This window comes from Flavobacterium zepuense, from assembly GCF_007097145.1.
In the GTDB taxonomy this organism is placed as follows: Bacteria; Bacteroidota; Bacteroidia; order Flavobacteriales; family Flavobacteriaceae; genus Flavobacterium; species Flavobacterium zepuense.
The window spans coordinates 26,416-43,448 of the sequence record NZ_VJVZ01000014.1; the positions used below are offsets into that span (position 1 = coordinate 26,416).

Consider the following 17,033-nt stretch of genomic DNA (forward strand, 5'->3'; position numbering starts at 1 on the left):
TAATATAATTTGTTTGTGGCAAAGGTACATATTAATAGGCTTTTTCTTCACCCATAAATATGTTAACCACGGTTTGTATAATTATTTTTAAATCGAATAAAAGCGACCAGTTCTCTATGTAAAACACATCATACCTAATGCGGTTTATCATGTCTTCGGGCGTGGTTATCTCACCCCTAAATCCCTTAACCTGTGCAAGGCCGGTAATACCCGGACGAACGTAAAGGCGCACCATATATTTGTTTACCGCCTCGCCATACGCCTTGTTTTGCGACCATAAGTGAGGCCTTGGCCCCACGACCGACATTTCGCCCTTAAACACGTTTAAAAACTGCGGCATCTCGTCTAAACTGGTTTTACGGATGAATTTACCTATACGTGTAACGCGCGGGTCGTTTTTAGTGGCCGATGTATCGGTAGTATTGTTAACCTGCATAGAGCGGAACTTGTAGCAAAAAAACTCTTTTTCGTTAACCCCGGGCCTGCTTTGCATAAAAAACACAGGTCCTTTAGATTCCAGCTTTATAAGTAATCCCATAAGCGGTACCAGCCACGACAATACTAAAATTATTACCAAAAGCGAGAACAGGATATCGAAACCTCGTTTTATAATTTGCTCCGGCGGCTCGTGCAGCGCGGTCTTTCTAAGGGATAGTACCGGGAAAAATTCGTAATAGTCTATACGCAGGTTTTTAGAGAATATCTCTTTAGCATCCGGGATAAATTTAATGACCTTACCTTCCGAATCGGCAAAGTCTACCAACTCTTTAAGCTCTGCATTGCTCATCTCGTTTAATGAGCAGTAAATCTCATCAATGGCATTATCCCTAACAAACTGAGGGATGTGGGCAACAGATCCTTTTACATCCGGGTTAGTTACCTTGTCAGAAAAGAACCCAAAGAAACGGTAACCATACTCTGCTTTTTGCTCAAAGAATTCCCTTAGCTGTAATGATTCGGGAGTATAACCTATAATAATGGCATTACGAAAGTTACTGCCTGTAGTTATACGGTATTGCTTTAAATAATAAAACAGTAAAAGCTTAAAAAGGCCTATGGCCACAAATATAGCAACCATGTATTTTGCCGTTGCCGCACCGCTAAACACTGTGGTTTTTGCAAACGGAAAAAAAGCGATTACTACAAGCAGGAACAACAGCCCCTGCTTAAAAAGCTTAGAGAGCAACTGCTGCACGGGAGTATAACGGTAAACTTCGTAAAATCCTGAAAAATAAGCAATAATGCTCCACGCAACAAACTGATACGCCCCAAAATGCAGATTGTTAAGGCCCAGGTTTACAAAGAAAACAGGGAACAGCACTGTTATGATCAAAATATCGAAAGATATATTGATGAGCTTTAAGTATTTAGAATAACCTTCTCTTGCCGATAAAATCATGTAATATGTATTGCGTTGAAAACGCTGTTGCTTTCTTATTTATAGTTTTAAACGCTTGGTTACAGGCTATATTGCCTGCTCCCTGTTGCGTGAAATTGTTGGGATCCGGCTGGTAAAAGGCCGCAGATCGTTAAACAGGCAATAAAATACCGTGAAAAATACTACCCCCCTTTGGCGCCATAAAAATGATTCCGTCAAAAATAAGCTTATCATAAGTACAGCGAAAGCAATATGAATAAAATATTTATGCCTTATACCGTTAATAAGATTGAGCAGTGCCATTGTAAGGACAAGGACCAAACCAAAAATGCCCAAATCAGCAAAAGCCTCTATATACTGATTATGAAAATTAAGCTGGTTATAACTTTCATTTTCTCCATTTTTATGGTCAAGTGAGTGCTCTATACCTTTATTTATTACTTTAATTTCGGATGCGTTAATGCCGTAACCTGTAAAAAATATAGGCTCTTCCCTTAGCATTTCTGTAAAAATCCTAATTTGGTAGGCCCTAAATGCGGTACCGTTAAAGTAGTAATTAGCCGCAAATTTAGGCCTTTGCCAGGCTTCGGCAATAGTTACGTGGTGAATCCCGTCTGAGGTATCTACCTGCTCCGGAGCAACCATTTCGTGTTGCAGCCGGTCGTATATTTTACCATAATAACCCAAGCCAAGTACCATTATGCTTATTACCCCAACAGTTGCTATAATTGTTTTACGGCTCAGGCCGGAATAAAACAGGTAATAGCACATTATGAGTAGTACATCTATTATAATGATGTTTTTGCTGGATAATAAAAATATTACTACAAGCAAAAACAGCGATGCACCATAGCCCCAAAACGTTTTATCTTTTTTATCAATAAACACAAACAAGGCGAGCGAAAGCAATACTGATAGGTAAATGGCATTAAGCTTTTGGGTGGCCAGTTCATGGTAAAAAAACACCTCTATATTACCAGTGTCTGCATACCGTATAATGGCCCGAATTACAAAGTAAACGGCAAAAAGGCACATACAGATACCATAGTTTTTAAGTACATCGCTCACGCTCCTTTTAGCAAGGCTGCGGTTTAAATAAAATGCTACGGGAATGAATATCAGCGCCGACTCTTTACCCAGTGCCTTTAACGACTCTTTAAAGTTTATAGACCAGGACAGCGATATAACCATGAGCAAAAACAACAACACCGGAAGCAGCAAGGCCACACGTGCACTGTAGTTAGATTTATGTGCCGCAAGTATAGAGTACAGCACAAAAAAGATTATAGAAATGCTGTTGTACACATAACCCATGGGTATGGTAACAACAACAAGCGATAATAAAAACACCAAAAGCTTTTTACCCGGAGACAGGCCTATTCTTTTGAGTAACGCATTGCTCGAAAAATTGTAAATATTCGCCATTAATCTTATCCCAGTTAAAGTCGTGAACTATTGCATTGTAATTATTCTCTACCTTTTGCAGGTTCTCTTCCTTTTTAAGGGTAGTGAGCAGATGCGCTGCCTCCTGAGGGTTTGCAAAATAGTAAGCGTTATCTTTTAAGATCGCTTTATTAAAATCGTTATTATGAGCTATAATAAACGCATTAGATGCCATAGCCTCCAGCAAAGACGGGTTGGTACCCCCTACCGAATGCCCGTGGAAATACAACTTGCTGTAATAGCGAAGGTTGTTTAAGTAGCCTATGTTAAATATCCCGCCGGTAAACTTAATATTGGTATTAGCTGCGTATTTGGCTTTTAGGTATTCGCCATATTTTGTGGTATGGTTGCCCACCACAAGAAAAGGTGTAGGGTCGTTACCCTCTACTACGCCCTGCAATACCATATCTATATTATTCTCAGGCTCAAAACGGGCAATAATCATGTTATAGTTGCCTTTTTCTACGCCGTATTCCTTTAAAATAGCATCGTCGGGGTTGGTAAACGGATGTGCCCCATACGGTATGTACTGCGAATCTTTATTATATTTCTTTTTAAGGAACGATTGTATGCCCAATGAATCGGCAACAAGAAAATCGCTGCTGTTAGCAGCAAGCTTTTCGGCAAATTTTAAAAACTTTTGTACGGGTTTAGAATATTTAGAGCGTTTCCACTCCAGGCCATCCATATTAGTAATAATTACCGGCTTTTTAGGCAGTAAAAAATACCAAACCGAATTACTGGTATATCCCAATTGCAGTATTACGTCAAAATTGTGCTTGTGTGAGTCTTTAATGCAATTATAATCATAGATAAACTGTCCAAAAGTACCAAGCTTGTATTCCGGATCGTATTTATGGATAAGGTTAACCCCCTTAAAGGTTTTTTCCTGATATAGATGGTTGTGTGAGTTATAAACGTACACATTGTGCCCCTTATCGGCAAGGTATACCGAGAAATATTCGGCAAACTGCTCAAAACCACTATAATGGTTAGGTATACCACGGGTCCCTACAATAGCTATCTTCATTAAATTTTTCTTAATCGGGAACAAAAATAGGCATTTTTAGTCTTGCATAAAAACTGTTTGCTTTTATCGCAAGGCTAATTCATAGCCTTTAATAGTTTGGCTGGCTGTTTTTTCCCAAATATAATTTTCCAGTATCCTTTCTTTTAGTTCAGGGTTAAAAGGTGCAGCATAAGCCTCATCTATAGCTTTCCTGATGCTTGCCACGTTATCCGGCTCGCAATAGTATGCGTAATCTTTAAAATAATCCTCTGTATCGCCTTTTTTAGTAACAACAATGTTACAGCCCATTGCGGCAGCCTCTAAAGATGATAGCCCGGGGGTTTCCATCCAGCTTACTAACGCGTGCACTTTGGCTGCCTTATATAATTTTTTGAGTTGTTCGTGCGGCATAATACCTAAAAAATGAACATTACTGCCTGCAGCGGCATGCACCTGCTCTACGTATTTTTTTTGATTGGCCGACTCCTTGCCAACAAGTACCAATTGATAAGGCGAATCTTTAACCGCCTGTACTAAAGTAAGGGTAGATTTTCTGCCCTCTATGCGCGCAGCGCACAAAATGCAGTCTTTGTACTGGCTAAATTCGTTATCTAATACAGTAGTATCATCTGTAAAAACCTCTTTATCTATTGCATTAGGCACATTAAAGTAATTATAGCCTTTTAGCTTAAATTCTTTAGCCACACGCAGCATTTCTGAGTCAGAATTTGGTAAAAATACACTTGTATTGTCTACAATTTCTTTCATCATGCCATAATAGCCTTTAAAAAGCATTTTATAAACACCTTTATGCATCCTGCCTTCGGCCACATATTTTATAATGGTTTTTAGGTATCCTATCTGGTAAGGCGAAAGTACATTTGCCACATACTGAAAGAGGCCGCCCCTGGCTTTGCGCTCAAACTCGGTATACAGGCCATAAATGGTAGAAAGAACCACCTTTTTATTTTGCTTTTGGGCATTTTTAAGCTGTATGTATATATCTTGGGGCTCCATTAAATTAAACAGATGCACAAGGTCGTACCCGGTAAGATCTGGTTCGGGCTCTAAAGATATATCAACTATAACACCTTCTTTTTCAAGGTATTTTTTTGTTTTTTCCATCTGAACCAAATCGCCTCCGGGAGCTGTATACAGGTTTGCCCTGGACTGAAATAATACTTTCATTCGTCTTTTTTTAAGCATTGCAAATATAGTTTTAATTAGTAGCTTTACAGCCAATAATAACACTGCACGATTAATTTGCCTGATGAAAAACATTTTATTTCTTTTTGGTACACGCCCCGAAGCCATAAAAATGGCGCCTCTTGTTAAATCTTTTTCGCAGGATCCTGCTTTTACCGTTAAAGTGGCCATAACGGCACAGCACAGGGAAATGCTGGACCAGGTGCTTGTTTTTTTTGATATACAGCCCGATTACGACCTTAATGTAATGGTACATAACCAAACATTGCATGAGCTTACGGCAAACCTTATAGCCCGTATTACATCTGAAATATTGCTTAAAGAAAAATTTGACCTTGTTTTTGTGCAGGGTGATACCACTACGGTATTAGCGGCATCTTTAGCGGCATTTTACCAAAAAATTAAAATTGCCCATATTGAGGCAGGCTTAAGGAGCCATGATATGTACTCTCCTTTTCCTGAAGAAATGAACAGGGTACTTACATCCAGGCTGGCGGCTTTTCATTTTTGCCCTACGCCAACTGCTAAAGAAAACCTTATACAGGAAAATATTACCCAAAACATACATGTGGTGGGTAATACCGTTATAGATGCACTTTTTACAGGTTTAGAAACCATAAAACAAACCGGTGAAAGCCAAATTTTAAGTCATTTTGATGCTATAGATTTTAGCAAAAAAATAATTTTAGTTACCTGCCACCGCAGGGAAAATTTTGGCGAACCTTTTAATCATATATGCAGTGCCCTTTTAGAAATTGCCGATGCCTATAAAGACACGGTACAAATTGTTTACCCGGTACACCCTAACCCTAATATTAAAGAAATTGCACATAACCTCCTGGTAAGGGATAATATTAAACTGATAAAACCATTGGATTATCATGAGTTGATATGGATGATGGAAAAGAGCACGCTTATACTTACCGATTCTGGAGGGATACAAGAAGAAGCACCAAGCCTGGGCAAACCTGTACTGGTTATGAGGGAAGTTACTGAGCGTATGGAAGGCGTAGATGCAGGTACGGCTGTACTTGTAGGGTCTAACAGAGAAAAAATAGTAGCCCAAACCCTGCGCCTTTTAACCGATGCCGATTATTATGCCCTAATTGCTACGGCACAAAACCCTTATGGAGACGGCACAACAAGCCTACAGGTAAAAAATATTATTGCAAATGCGGCCTTTTAGCCTGCGCAAAATATAGGGCACCACCCAGTATAAATATTATAATATCCCTACCGTTATACACCCCAGATATGGTTAAGGTAGATATTAGGTATATAAGACCTATGGCAGATACCATAATTGTTTTTAAATTATTGGGCTTGTATATATAGCCATACCACCGGGCAAGCAAAAATAAATATAGTAAAATGCCTATTATACCTGTTTTGTAAAATACATACATATAGCCGTTATGCAGTTCCGAAATATATCGTACCCCTTTAGGCTCGCCCGTTAAGGGGGCATAAAATTTAAGGTTTATTAAAGAACCATGCCCTGTACCTATAATAAATGAAGAGGGTTGCTGTTTCATTAAAGCAAGCGCACGCGCTGCCTCATAGCCTCTCCAGTGGTCCCAGAGTGCCGCTAAATTTTCACGGTCTACCTGTCCTGCAAAAATTTCTTCGGGCGCCATTTTTAACTTGTATAAAAAACCCTCTAACCCCGGCTTACCCCTTTGTATATTGGCATTATCTAAAAATGCGTATAACATTATAAGCAGTACTGTAAATGCTCCTGCAATTCTTAGTGTAAGCGCAGTAATGCGCGTTAAACCATACATAGATACTACAAGTATACCCGCTACGATAATCATGGTTCTTGAAAAATACAGAACGCAGGATGCAAAAAGAAGTGCAATAAACAGTACGGTATAAGCCTTGGAAAATAAAGGTTTGCGTTCAAATTTTCTATAAAATATTAAAAGTATAAGTGCAAAAAGATCCAGGAAATTATCTTTTGTAAACTCCCGTATACTCTCTATGTTAGACCATGATTTTACCATGAATATTAAAATGAATGCGTGTATTGCTACCGATATCATTGCTGCTATTACAATACTTTTTATAAATAGATGAAAATTACCTATTCTTTTAAATAAAATATAGCCTAAAAATAGCCCGGTTAGAGGTTTTATAAAATGAAATACATCTTTTAAAATATCATACATTTTATACTTAAACACAACGGTGCTAATAAAGCCTACAGCCAATAACAATACAAGTGGCAAGATGTGCCACAAAAACTTTTTAGAGAAGCTTACATTGCCTATTAAAGCGCAAAAAGCAAGTGTTATAAGCTGTAAAAATACATTTGCCTTAAATGAAGGGAAATACAGCTGTAGTAAAACAAGCATTATAAATAAAGGCTGGTATATTTTTTCGGGGCGTATTATCATCTTAAACTATTTTCTTATTGTTTTTTTAAACCATTTAACAGTTTTATTAACCCCTAATGCCATAGTGCAAAGCTGTTTGTAAATGCCGTTGGTATGCTTATTAATATAGGTTTGTAAACCATTTACAATAAGATGGTCTTTAGAATTATTATATCCCACAAAATGTATGTAGCTATAGTGTGGTAAAAATATTCTTTTGTAGCCTTTATCAGCTATTTTTTTACAAAGGTCTACATCTTCAACATACATAAAATAATCCTTATCAAAACCTCCTATTTCATCATAAATGCGTTTAGGCATAATAATAAATGAACCACCAAGCCAGTCTACATTATAGCGTTCTTTTTTAAAGGTTCCGCTTTTAAATTCGGGGCCCATTAAAAACATATTCTTAATCCTGAAAAGATTAAACGGCGACGGAAAATTACCCGCAGCCTGCAGATAATGCTTATTCCCGTTAAGCATATTAATGCCTGCAGCCCCTACACTACTGTCATGCTTTATAATATCTAAAACCGGCAGTAAATTATCAAGCACAATAGTATCATTATTTATAAGCAGTAAATAGTTGCCCCTGGCCTTTGCTACAGCGGCGTTATTGCCACGACCAAAACCCAGGTTTTCTTTACTTTGTATAAGTACCACATCCGGGTAATTCTCTAAAATAAAGGCGCAGCTCGCATCGGGCGAATTGTTATCTATAACTACAATTTCATAGGTAATGCCTTGCAGTGTTTTTTGCAGTGACTCAAAACAATCCTTAAGGTATCTTAAACCGTTATAGTTAACAATAATTACTGACAGCTCTATATTCATAACCCTCTCCCTAAAATGTTTTATAATTATGCAAAAGTATAGAAACCCAGTTTCTTTTTAATGTAATGCACGCAAACCATGTTAAATAATACATTAGTTATAAGGCTGGCCATGGCCGACCCATTAATGCCATAACGTGGTATTAACGCAGCATTTAGTGCAACGTTTATTACAAAACCACCAATGGTTAGGTTTTGCAGTATTTTCTGATTGCCCGTCATGTTTAATATCTGATCTACATTACCTGTTGCGGCGTTAAGCATAAATCCGACCGATATGATTATAAGGGCTTGGTGCCCGCCACTAAAGTCTTTGCCAAAAAAAGTTAGTATAAAATCAGAAAAAAGTATTATCCCTAATACTAAGGGCACAGTTAAAACTATTATTAAGTGGGTGGTTTTTTTTACGGTTTTATGCAGCTCATGTAAATTGCCCTCGCTAAATAATGCTGCTATCCTTGGGGCGAGTACCACATTCATAGACATAATTACCAGCATGCCTAAGGATGCTACCTTGTAGGCGAGGTTGTAATGTCCCAGTTCTTCGGAAGATGTCATGGCGCCCAGCATAAAAACATCTGTCCAGTTAAGGAGGTACATCATGATACCGCTAAACATCATGGGCGATGAAAACTTTACCATTTGTCTTAACGAAACTGTTTCTATATCCGCCTTAGTGTGTCTTTTAAGGGCAAATAACAGCTCTATGGCTAAAACGCTGTAAACTGATATGGCATAAAACAGGAATGTATGGTGGCCAGGAACATTTTTAATAAAGAACAATAGTGCCAGCAATATAAAATTAGGCACCACGAACATAAAGATATTAAACTTAACAAAGTTACCTGTGCCTATAAAAAAATATAGCACAAACTCGTGCAGTACCATTGCCGGCACTGTTATGGCTGCTATAGCTATGTAACTGGTAAAAGCAGGATCGTTAAAAATATGAACGGCAATAAACTCAGAACCAAAAAAATAAATAACCAAAGGCACCAGCGCTATGGGTATAAGCAGTTTTAAGCCCTTTTTTAGCATGTGCTGGGAAAAAGGGTGGTTAATAGATTTTAAGCCAAGGTAACTCACTATAGCGTTTGGGAAGCCCAATGCGAATAACAACCCTGTAGCCTGTGCAAGCGTAAAGGCTAAGGAGTAACTGCCATACACGCCATCGCCATAGGTGTGGGTAATAATATAAATAACTAAAAAGTTTAACCCCAGCCCACCTATACGGAACATAAACGTAAGCCCGCCCGAAGCCATTAATTGCTTTAACGGATTAAAGGATTGTATGGCCCTATGTATCTTCTTTTTTATCAACTTATTGTTTTTGATGTAGGTACTATCTACTATACGAATTATATTATTTTACTGCAATTTTTTTATCTGTAAGTATAAATGCATCCTTTTTTGCCGCTTTGTTACTCACTATGATGCCCAATTTGTATTTACCTTTAGGCAGATCTGCCTTATTAACACGTATTTCAAAACCGGCATTATCGTAGTTAATACCATCGTTTAATGCTTGGGTAATATCTTTCCTGATGTTTGAATGGGTTTGAATGGTAAAATTTTCGTTTTCTCCCATAAATACTATCTTAACTACAGTTTTAGAGGCATTTATTCCTTTAATTGTGGCCCAACCGTTAATTACAACGTAATCATTCCCCTCAAGTACAGTTTCTAAATTAGATGGCAAAAGATCATCCTGAGGCGGTAATTTTTTTATCTTTTCTGGTTTATTAGCTAAAAAATTAACTGCCGGCCCAACTGTGGAATATGTAAATTGCCCTGCTTTATCTTTTATTGCAATGCCTAACACTACATCTTCTAACGACTCGCCATCAAGAATAATATCCGATGTAAAGCCCGAACTGTCAAGGTGCTCTTTTTTAAAAGCGGCATTAAGGTCAGGTCTCGCTACTTGTGTGGTTTTAGCAAGATATGTTTTACCACCGCTATTTATAGTTACAAAAACAGAGTCGCCGGTATTATTGTTTTTTTCTACCAGGTAGGCCCAGCCATTTACAACCATAGTGCTGTGGTTAACAGTAACGTTCTCTATATTAAAATTTATTTTACTATTATTCTGTATTAGGTCAATTGTATTTATTAAACTTAAACGTGGCTTAGTATACAATGCATTTACAGAGTCGCACAGCTTTTGTGCCTGTACCGTTTGGGCGCTAAGAGCTATATTTTTAGTTTTAGCATATAAAACATAGTAGCCATCCAGGTATAGTATGTTGAGAAGGTTTTTGTAAAGAGGTGCCTTAAATGCATCAAGGTATTGGGGGGTGGTTACATAAATTTCATCGGTATGTATAACAGCACCTTTTAAGTTATAGGTAAGCTCATCGGTAAAAATAGTATATGCTTTTCTGTTCTCTCTTGCGCTATAACCGGTGCTTATTGCATTGTGATTTTTTAGGGCAAGATAACACAGGTCCTGGTAATCCATATTGTTTAATAGGTGGTTGTTGTAGGGTGGGTAGGTAATAATGGTTTTAAAGTGGGGTAACAGAGCATTCCATTTCGCCTCGGTAAGGGGTGTAACATAGGTACCGCCTTCCAGTTTTCTAAGGGTAAGTAATGGCATTGTATCATACGCCTGTATGGCCATAACCACGACCAAAAAACTTATTTTTAACCAATTTGTAACCTTTGCCTTTACCAATATAAAAATAAAGAAAAACAGTATAAAGTAAAACGGCACCCAAAAAAACCTTCCACTGGCCCTAAAAATACCACCAAGCTTAATTAAAAATTTAGGGAACGGCAGTGTAAATAAAACCTCGCTGTTGTAACTAATTACATTGGTTACTGCAAAAATTGTAAAGCCTGCAGCTAATACAAATAGTGGCAATAATTGCTTATTATTTTTAAACCATTGTGCTACGTTACCTTTAAATATAAAGTATGCAAACGACACCACTATGAGCAGCATCATGCCAACGCCCAGATACGTATAACCTTCGTACTGCGCCGGATTAACCCACGGCATTTGGGGCAGTAAGCGGGAGAAACCCCCGGAGTTAAACAAACCGTTAAGGTTAAGGGCGTACAAGCCGTAAGCATCGCTAACCTCCAGCCTTTCGCCGTGCGAAAATGTAAGCATACCCAGTAAAAACCATACTACAATAATAGAAAAGCACGATAAAAAAGGATAAAGCAATGCCTGCTTTTTTGTAAGCAGCTTATCGTAAAAATAATGCTTTAAAGGCAGTATAAAGTTAAAGCCTACTACCATAACCGTTATATACGGATTGGTTAACGCGCTTAATGCTAATAAAATAACCTGGTCGCGGTTAATACGTACCACGTTGTTTTTGTTGGCAGCTTTTAAATAATAATATAATGATGCCAGTAAAAATCCATGGGCGCATAAGGCAGGATGCATACCCCTGAAAATTAATACCGGATTACTAACTATTAGCAACACACCTATTATGGTATATACCGGCTTAATATTATACAGGTTAAAAAGCTTTATGCTGTAATGGGCGGTAGTAAGATAACATAACAGCAACCAAAACCCTATATATTGAAAATCCTGTGGTAATAGTGCCGAAAATGGTTTGAACAAAAGGGCAAATAGTGGTATGCCATCCCAAAAACCTACATTAGTGCCCGATGGATAACACAACGCATCTATTTTACCTAACGGAAAGCCCCAAGGCTCATCACGGTAAAACGCCCAGCCCAAATAATGCTGACCCCAGTCGTGGCGTGCATCCAGCAGCCACTTAATGTTAACCGAGTTAACTATCTTTAAACCGTAGGTACAATGAAAAAACAGTACGGTAAGTACCATAATAATAGCGTAATATACCTTGCTGGCATTTTTCATCTATAGTTTGTATAAAGTGTATATTTCTTTTAATATTTTAAATGATGTTTTCCAGCCCAGCTTAGAGCCATCTACGTCTTTCCATTCTTTTAGCGGAAGTTCTTTACCTAATTTTAATAAGCCGCTTTTTTGCAGGCGTATAAATAGCTCAATATCAAAAAGCCACGAAGTATTAAAAGGCTTGCTAAATGCTACGGCTGCAATATGTGCCGGAAATATTTTTGCTCCGCATTGTGTATCATAAATACCCAGCTTAAATTTAAGGTTTACAATAGTTACAATAAACCGGCCTATTATGTGCCTGTAGGTTTTACGCTTTATATCAGAATTTAAAAGCAGTACCCTGGAGCCTATTATAAAATTCTGGGGCTTTTTATCTATCCATTGCAGCATCCTTATAGCTTCTTGCGCGGGAGTAGAAAAATCAGCATCAAAATAGCCTATATGAGTATACCCGCTATTTGCAAGCAGTGTATTTACTGAATTATAAATGGTATTGGCTTTGCCGCTGTTCTTTTTATAATCTATTACAAAGCACCGGCCCGGGTGTTGTGCAGCTATGCTGTTTAATACTGCCGTGGTGCCATCGGTACTGCCATCATTACATAAATAAACATCTGCCGTAGCATGTTGCAGCAATGCGGCTATCTTATCCTGCTCTATTCTTTTTTCCTCGTTATAGCAAGGGATAATTATGGCTACTTTTTGCATAAGCATTATAATGCTGCCCGGCGGCAGTAATAAATTTATCAGGTTATAAAATTTACAATGGCTTTAAGCTTTCTTCCCAATCAGGAATAGCAAGCCCAAAAACAGTTTTTATTTTTTGTTTATCCAGTACACTGTATACCGGCCTTTTTGCAGGCGTAGGAAATGCATGTGACAGTATGGGCTGTAAATTAATCTTTACATTATTTACCTCAAATATTTTCTTTGCAAAGCCATACCATGTACACTCCCCTTCTCCACTGTAATTATAAATACCAAATGCATTAAAACCGGGATGACTGGCAATGTGCTGTATTATATCTAAAATAGCTTGGGCAAGGTAGTTCGCATTAGTAGGCGTACCGATTTGATCGTTAACCACGTTTAGGGCATCACGTTCAGAAGCCAGCCTTAACATGGTTTTCATAAAATTATTCCCAAATTCTGAATATACCCATGATGTCCTCACGATGATGTAATTGCTAAACACATTAGCTATAGCCATTTCGCCATCGCGCTTAGTAGCGCCGTAAACACCCTGCGGGTTGGTGATATCATCTTCGGTATACGGTTTGGTACTGTTACCATCAAAAACAAAATCAGTACTTATGTGCACTAAAACAGCGTTGTGCTTTTTACAGGCTTCCGCCAGGTTTTTGGCTCCGGTTACGTTAATTGCATAGGCTTTATCCTGCTCGCTTTCGGCTTTATCTACTGCGGTATAGGCCGATGCATTAATACAAAAATCAGGCTGTACTTTAGTAAATATCGACTCAAGGCTATCGGCACTGGTAACATCAGCTTCTGCTGATGAGGCAAAATAAAACTGAACCTCAGGATGCTTTTGCGCCTGGGCCTGTAATGCCTGCCCTACCTGCCCCTGACCTCCTGTAACTAATACTACCATGCTTTTTTACTGTCTTTCAGGGTTGGCAATACTGTATCTTTATCAGATATTATAAGGTCGGCATCCGGCAAAGACCAGTCGATACCAATGGCAGGGTCGTTATAAATTATACCACCTTCCGACTCTTTATTGTAAAAATTATCACACTTATAAAAAAAGGTAGCGGTGTTGCTTAGCACTAAAAAGCCGTGTGCAAACCCTCGCGGAACAAACAGCTGCTTATTATTCTCGCCGGAAATCACAACTGCCACGTACTGACCATGGGTTTCAGATCCCGGGCGGATGTCTACCGCAATATCCAGTACTTCGCCCTCTATAACCCGTACAAGTTTTGCCTGGGCATGCTGCCCGGTTTGGTAATGCAGGCCACGCAAAACGCCTTTACTGCTATACGACTGGTTATCCTGTACAAAATGTGCCTTAATGCCTGTAGCTGCCTCAAAACGGGCCTCATTAAAGCTTTCCATAAAGTAGCCCCTCTCGTCCTTTATAACGTTGGGCTCTATTATAACACACCCGGAAAGTGCTGTTGGTGTAACAATCATTATCTTAATTATATATTTTGTGTTAAGGCTTTCCTGTTACGTACCTGGCGCTTGTAGTATGCTATTACAAACATTATAGCGCAAAACAAACCAACAAATACTATTGGATATACAAACATCATTAAACCGGTAAGTTTACTCTTATACCTTACATTCATCAAAGTAGCCATCTCTTTAATTGTGCTGGTAAAGTTTTCCTTGTCAACCAGGTACTTGTCTCTTTTACCAATCGTTCTTTCTTTGATGTTAATTATGTCGCCAAGATCTGTTTCGTTATGGTAATACGTTAAGTTATTGTTTGTGCTGCGCATAATTGTAGAAAAATCAATCAGCAGGTTATCCATTTGCTTTATAAGCGTATCGTTTTGAGAAAGTTTATAATCCAGGTTTTGCTGGTAGGCTTTTTGAATTTTATTAAAATACTCGTTAGAGTTAAGGTATTTTAAAATTGGTGCAACCACATCTTCTTCGGTTGTTTTACCACCTGTCCGTATAATAATTGTATGATATTTATAGTTTTTACTGGTAGAATGTTCCTTAAGAATGGCGTTTATATCGCCGCTTTCAGAAATCAGTTTAAACAGGTCAAACTTTTTATCGTTCATTTCATACGTTTCTACATCATCTACAAAATCATAAATATCTACTACAGGCTGCACTTCTATCTTAGCCAGTTTACCGGGATATTTTACGCCTAATTTTGCAAAATAATCAAGATCCTCCTCTCCAATCTTGTTGTTTAGTTTTTCTGCCTGCTTGTACAAGTACTCTACGCTTTTAAAGTTAGGAATTACAAGCACCTTATGTTCATAAGCCTCATCTAATGAGTCTTTATAAAAGCCATAGGCAAAACCAGCCACAGCGATAATAACGATAATAATGATGTGACGTTTAAAGAACATTATAAAGTCGAAAAAATAATCGTTGGCCTTTGTTGCAAAACCTTTTACTTTTTGGCCTACATAATGCAGGTCTACCTCATTGCTTGTATTTGTCTGATTGTCCATAGATAATTATTGGATATTGAATATTTGCTCTAAAATTTTTATAGTGATAAGGTATGTAGGCTTTACCCCTGCCGTACCAAGCCCGCCGGATGCCAGCGTGCTGCCGGTTTCCAGCGGATTATCGGATGCGTAGTAGGCATAACGTATTTTTACATCGGGTGTTATACTCTTGCGTATTTTTGATGCCGACTGTATGGCTTTTTGATAGTAGGCACCCTCCATCTCCAGGCCTATAACGCCCCAGGTGCTCTGGTTAAAAAATGTAAGCAAATCGCGGTTTTGTAACGATGTGCCCAGTACGGTTATCATTGGGCCTGCATAAATGGGTATGCCCTGGCCTTCCAGCATTTGCGCGGTAAGCTCGTTAGTAAATGGGTAATTATCGCCGGTACCCTCGTTAATGTGGGCAGACGGTATCATGATATCGCCCTTGTTACCTTCTAATATACCCGCCTTGCCCATTATAGAGACCGACTGTACGTTTAGAAACGTTTTGCTGCCGCTTTCCTTATAGGGTTTAAGGAGCTCGTCTATAGTTTCGTAAGCCTGCTCGCCAAAGGCGTAATCCATAACCACGATGATGGGTTTGTCATCGCCCATGTTTGCAGTTGGGAAAGCCGTTTGTGCAAAGTCTATCTTAGCGGTATCAAAAATCTGTACGTCTATATTAGTACCCGATGTATCGGGCATATACACCATGCCGTTTTTAAGCGCCGCCTCCTGAACCTTATCGCGGAACGGGTTGTTACCGGTTTTGCTCAGTTCTTCAAAAATATAAAAATCGGTCTTATCTTTAAATTTGGCCTTTAAAAGCGGCGGAGCAAATAGCGAGTTCATAACGCTGTGCATGTTAGCGCTTATAATATGTATAGGACGCTCTAACAGCCCGTTTTGCTTTAAGACGGCCTTTATGTTGTCGGCCCAAATTTCGCCGTGTATGTGGTGCCCAAGGCGTTCCTGTAATATGTTGCTAAAGGTAACGGTGCGCTTAGGCCCACCCATAGCCTCTTCTATTGCCAGTTTGCCCAGCCAGTAGATGATGTGCAAAAATCGGTCCGGTGCTGTACTGGTGGCAAAAGCATCATAAATATCGGTAATTTCAGAAAATGTCCTCGATAAGATATTTGATACGTGTGATATGGCCTGCTCACGCTCCTCAAGCGTTAACGGCTCCTGGGTAGCGATGATCTGTTCAAGCTTTATCCAGTCGCGGGCTATTTCACCATTATCATCTATCAAGACCCTGTTCTTTATTTTTTGCGATTCGATAAAAATAAAGGTAAGGTGGGTAAGTATGTCGTAAATGTCGCTGCGGCCGCGGGTAATTTCCACGTTCATCTGCTCATCGTCTATACGGTAGCAGTTGCGCTTGCGCTTGGGCGGAACAATGGCCTTAAAATGCGATTTGGAGTAGCCTTCGTCTGATGTCAAGTTAATAAACCTACACTGCTCTATGCCTACAGGCAGGCGTTCTATAACATAGAGTAAACCATTAAGCTCGGCTTTCTCTTCGGCAATAGAGCCATAAATTTCAGGGCGGAGTGACAGCAATGCTTCGCGAAGCGTATCGCCCGAAACCCCCATGGGCTTATAGAACCCGCGGTTAAACAGGTGCCTCATGGTAATATACAGGCGCTCTATGGCCGCAGAAGATTCCTGTGCCCGCGAGCGTGATATGTTCTTAATTCCCTGCATAGTTAATTTTACCGCAAATGTAAGTTTTTTATTTTTTAACCGAAACCTTTAACAATGCGCCTTTAGCGGCT

At 38.9% G+C, this 17,033-nt stretch carries 14 protein-coding genes; 1 reads left to right on the plus strand and 13 read right to left on the minus strand.

Going from position 1 to position 17,033, the window contains the following annotated elements:
• Positions 1 to 31: 31 nt before the first annotated feature.
• From FMM05_RS18325 to FMM05_RS18340, 4 genes are all read right to left on the minus strand, one after another.
• Entirely contained in the window at positions 32 to 1,399 is a 1,368-nt protein-coding gene (locus FMM05_RS18325; protein ID WP_143374881.1) for an undecaprenyl-phosphate glucose phosphotransferase, read from the minus strand.
• A gap of 66 nt (positions 1,400 to 1,465) precedes the next feature.
• Positions 1,466 to 2,803: an O-antigen ligase family protein gene (locus tag FMM05_RS18330; protein WP_143374882.1), complete on the minus strand. Its 1,338-nt coding sequence runs from the start codon at positions 2,801 to 2,803 to the stop codon at positions 1,466 to 1,468.
• A complete protein-coding gene (locus FMM05_RS18335; RefSeq protein WP_143374883.1) occupies positions 2,739 to 3,851 on the minus strand; it encodes a DUF1972 domain-containing protein in 1,113 nt (370 codons plus the stop codon). The genes FMM05_RS18330 and FMM05_RS18335 overlap by 65 nt, the downstream gene beginning before the upstream one ends.
• A gap of 63 nt (positions 3,852 to 3,914) precedes the next feature.
• On the minus strand, positions 3,915 to 5,018 hold the full coding sequence (locus tag FMM05_RS18340) for a glycosyltransferase family 4 protein (protein WP_143374884.1): 1,104 nt from the start codon (positions 5,016 to 5,018) through the stop codon (positions 3,915 to 3,917).
• 82 nt (positions 5,019 to 5,100) lie between these two features.
• Between FMM05_RS18340 and wecB the strand changes: the two genes are divergently transcribed.
• A complete protein-coding gene (gene wecB / locus FMM05_RS18345) occupies positions 5,101 to 6,222 on the plus strand; it encodes a non-hydrolyzing UDP-N-acetylglucosamine 2-epimerase (RefSeq protein ID WP_143374885.1) in 1,122 nt (373 codons plus the stop codon).
• Here the strand turns inward: wecB and FMM05_RS18350 are convergent.
• Genes FMM05_RS18350 through FMM05_RS18390 form a run of 9 tightly spaced genes read right to left on the minus strand, consistent with a single transcriptional unit; the run spans position 6,200 to position 16,962 of the window.
• Positions 6,200 to 7,435, minus strand: a complete 1,236-nt coding sequence (locus FMM05_RS18350) for an O-antigen ligase family protein (RefSeq protein WP_143374886.1) — start codon at positions 7,433 to 7,435, stop codon at positions 6,200 to 6,202. The two genes, wecB and FMM05_RS18350, sit on opposite strands and share 23 nt — an antisense overlap.
• A 6-nt stretch (positions 7,436 to 7,441) precedes the next feature.
• Positions 7,442 to 8,251, minus strand: coding sequence for a glycosyltransferase family 2 protein (locus tag FMM05_RS18355; protein ID WP_143374887.1), 810 nt, complete (start codon positions 8,249 to 8,251; stop codon positions 7,442 to 7,444).
• 26 nt (positions 8,252 to 8,277) lie between these two features.
• Positions 8,278 to 9,570, minus strand: coding sequence for a flippase (locus FMM05_RS18360; RefSeq protein ID WP_143374888.1), 1,293 nt, complete (start codon positions 9,568 to 9,570; stop codon positions 8,278 to 8,280).
• Positions 9,571 to 9,613: 43 nt separating this feature from the next.
• Complete coding sequence (locus FMM05_RS18365) at positions 9,614 to 12,100, minus strand: DUF6311 domain-containing protein (protein WP_143374889.1); 2,487 nt, start codon at positions 12,098 to 12,100, stop codon at positions 9,614 to 9,616.
• On the minus strand, positions 12,101 to 12,811 hold the full coding sequence (locus FMM05_RS18370; RefSeq protein ID WP_185965629.1) for a glycosyltransferase: 711 nt from the start codon (positions 12,809 to 12,811) through the stop codon (positions 12,101 to 12,103).
• Positions 12,812 to 12,863: 52 nt separating this feature from the next.
• Positions 12,864 to 13,715 (minus strand): dTDP-4-dehydrorhamnose reductase, encoded by an 852-nt coding sequence (gene rfbD, locus FMM05_RS18375; protein WP_143374891.1) that lies wholly within the window; start codon positions 13,713 to 13,715, stop codon positions 12,864 to 12,866.
• Entirely contained in the window at positions 13,709 to 14,260 is a 552-nt protein-coding gene (gene rfbC, locus FMM05_RS18380) for a dTDP-4-dehydrorhamnose 3,5-epimerase (RefSeq protein WP_143374892.1), read from the minus strand. The genes rfbD and rfbC overlap by 7 nt, the downstream gene beginning before the upstream one ends.
• 8 nt (positions 14,261 to 14,268) lie before the next feature.
• Complete coding sequence (locus FMM05_RS18385; RefSeq protein WP_143374893.1) at positions 14,269 to 15,267, minus strand: hypothetical protein; 999 nt, start codon at positions 15,265 to 15,267, stop codon at positions 14,269 to 14,271.
• A gap of 6 nt (positions 15,268 to 15,273) precedes the next feature.
• Complete coding sequence (locus FMM05_RS18390) at positions 15,274 to 16,962, minus strand: DUF6909 family protein (RefSeq protein WP_143374894.1); 1,689 nt, start codon at positions 16,960 to 16,962, stop codon at positions 15,274 to 15,276.
• Positions 16,963 to 17,033 lie beyond the last annotated feature (71 nt).

What these genes read in the sequence shown, in the direction of transcription:
- FMM05_RS18340 (WP_143374884.1), bottom strand. Translation starts at nt 5,018, where the DNA reads ATGAAAGTATTATTTCAGTCCAGGGCAAACCTGTATACAGCTCCCGGA.
- FMM05_RS18385 (WP_143374893.1), bottom strand. Translation starts at nt 15,267, where the DNA reads ATGGACAATCAGACAAATACAAGCAATGAGGTAGACCTGCATTATGTA.
- FMM05_RS18370 (WP_185965629.1), bottom strand. Translation starts at nt 12,811, where the DNA reads ATGCAAAAAGTAGCCATAATTATCCCTTGCTATAACGAGGAAAAAAGA.
- rfbD (WP_143374891.1), bottom strand. Translation starts at nt 13,715, where the DNA reads ATGGTAGTATTAGTTACAGGAGGTCAGGGGCAGGTAGGGCAGGCATTA.
- FMM05_RS18330 (WP_143374882.1), bottom strand. Translation starts at nt 2,803, where the DNA reads ATGGCGAATATTTACAATTTTTCGAGCAATGCGTTACTCAAAAGAATA.
- FMM05_RS18325 (WP_143374881.1), bottom strand. Translation starts at nt 1,399, where the DNA reads ATGATTTTATCGGCAAGAGAAGGTTATTCTAAATACTTAAAGCTCATC.
- FMM05_RS18335 (WP_143374883.1), bottom strand. Translation starts at nt 3,851, where the DNA reads ATGAAGATAGCTATTGTAGGGACCCGTGGTATACCTAACCATTATAGT.
- FMM05_RS18350 (WP_143374886.1), bottom strand. Translation starts at nt 7,435, where the DNA reads ATGATAATACGCCCCGAAAAAATATACCAGCCTTTATTTATAATGCTT.
- FMM05_RS18390 (WP_143374894.1), bottom strand. Translation starts at nt 16,962, where the DNA reads ATGCAGGGAATTAAGAACATATCACGCTCGCGGGCACAGGAATCTTCT.
- FMM05_RS18365 (WP_143374889.1), bottom strand. Translation starts at nt 12,100, where the DNA reads ATGAAAAATGCCAGCAAGGTATATTACGCTATTATTATGGTACTTACC.
- FMM05_RS18355 (WP_143374887.1), bottom strand. Translation starts at nt 8,251, where the DNA reads ATGAATATAGAGCTGTCAGTAATTATTGTTAACTATAACGGTTTAAGA.
- rfbC (WP_143374892.1), bottom strand. Translation starts at nt 14,260, where the DNA reads ATGATTGTTACACCAACAGCACTTTCCGGGTGTGTTATAATAGAGCCC.
- wecB (WP_143374885.1), top strand. Translation starts at nt 5,101, where the DNA reads ATGAAAAACATTTTATTTCTTTTTGGTACACGCCCCGAAGCCATAAAA.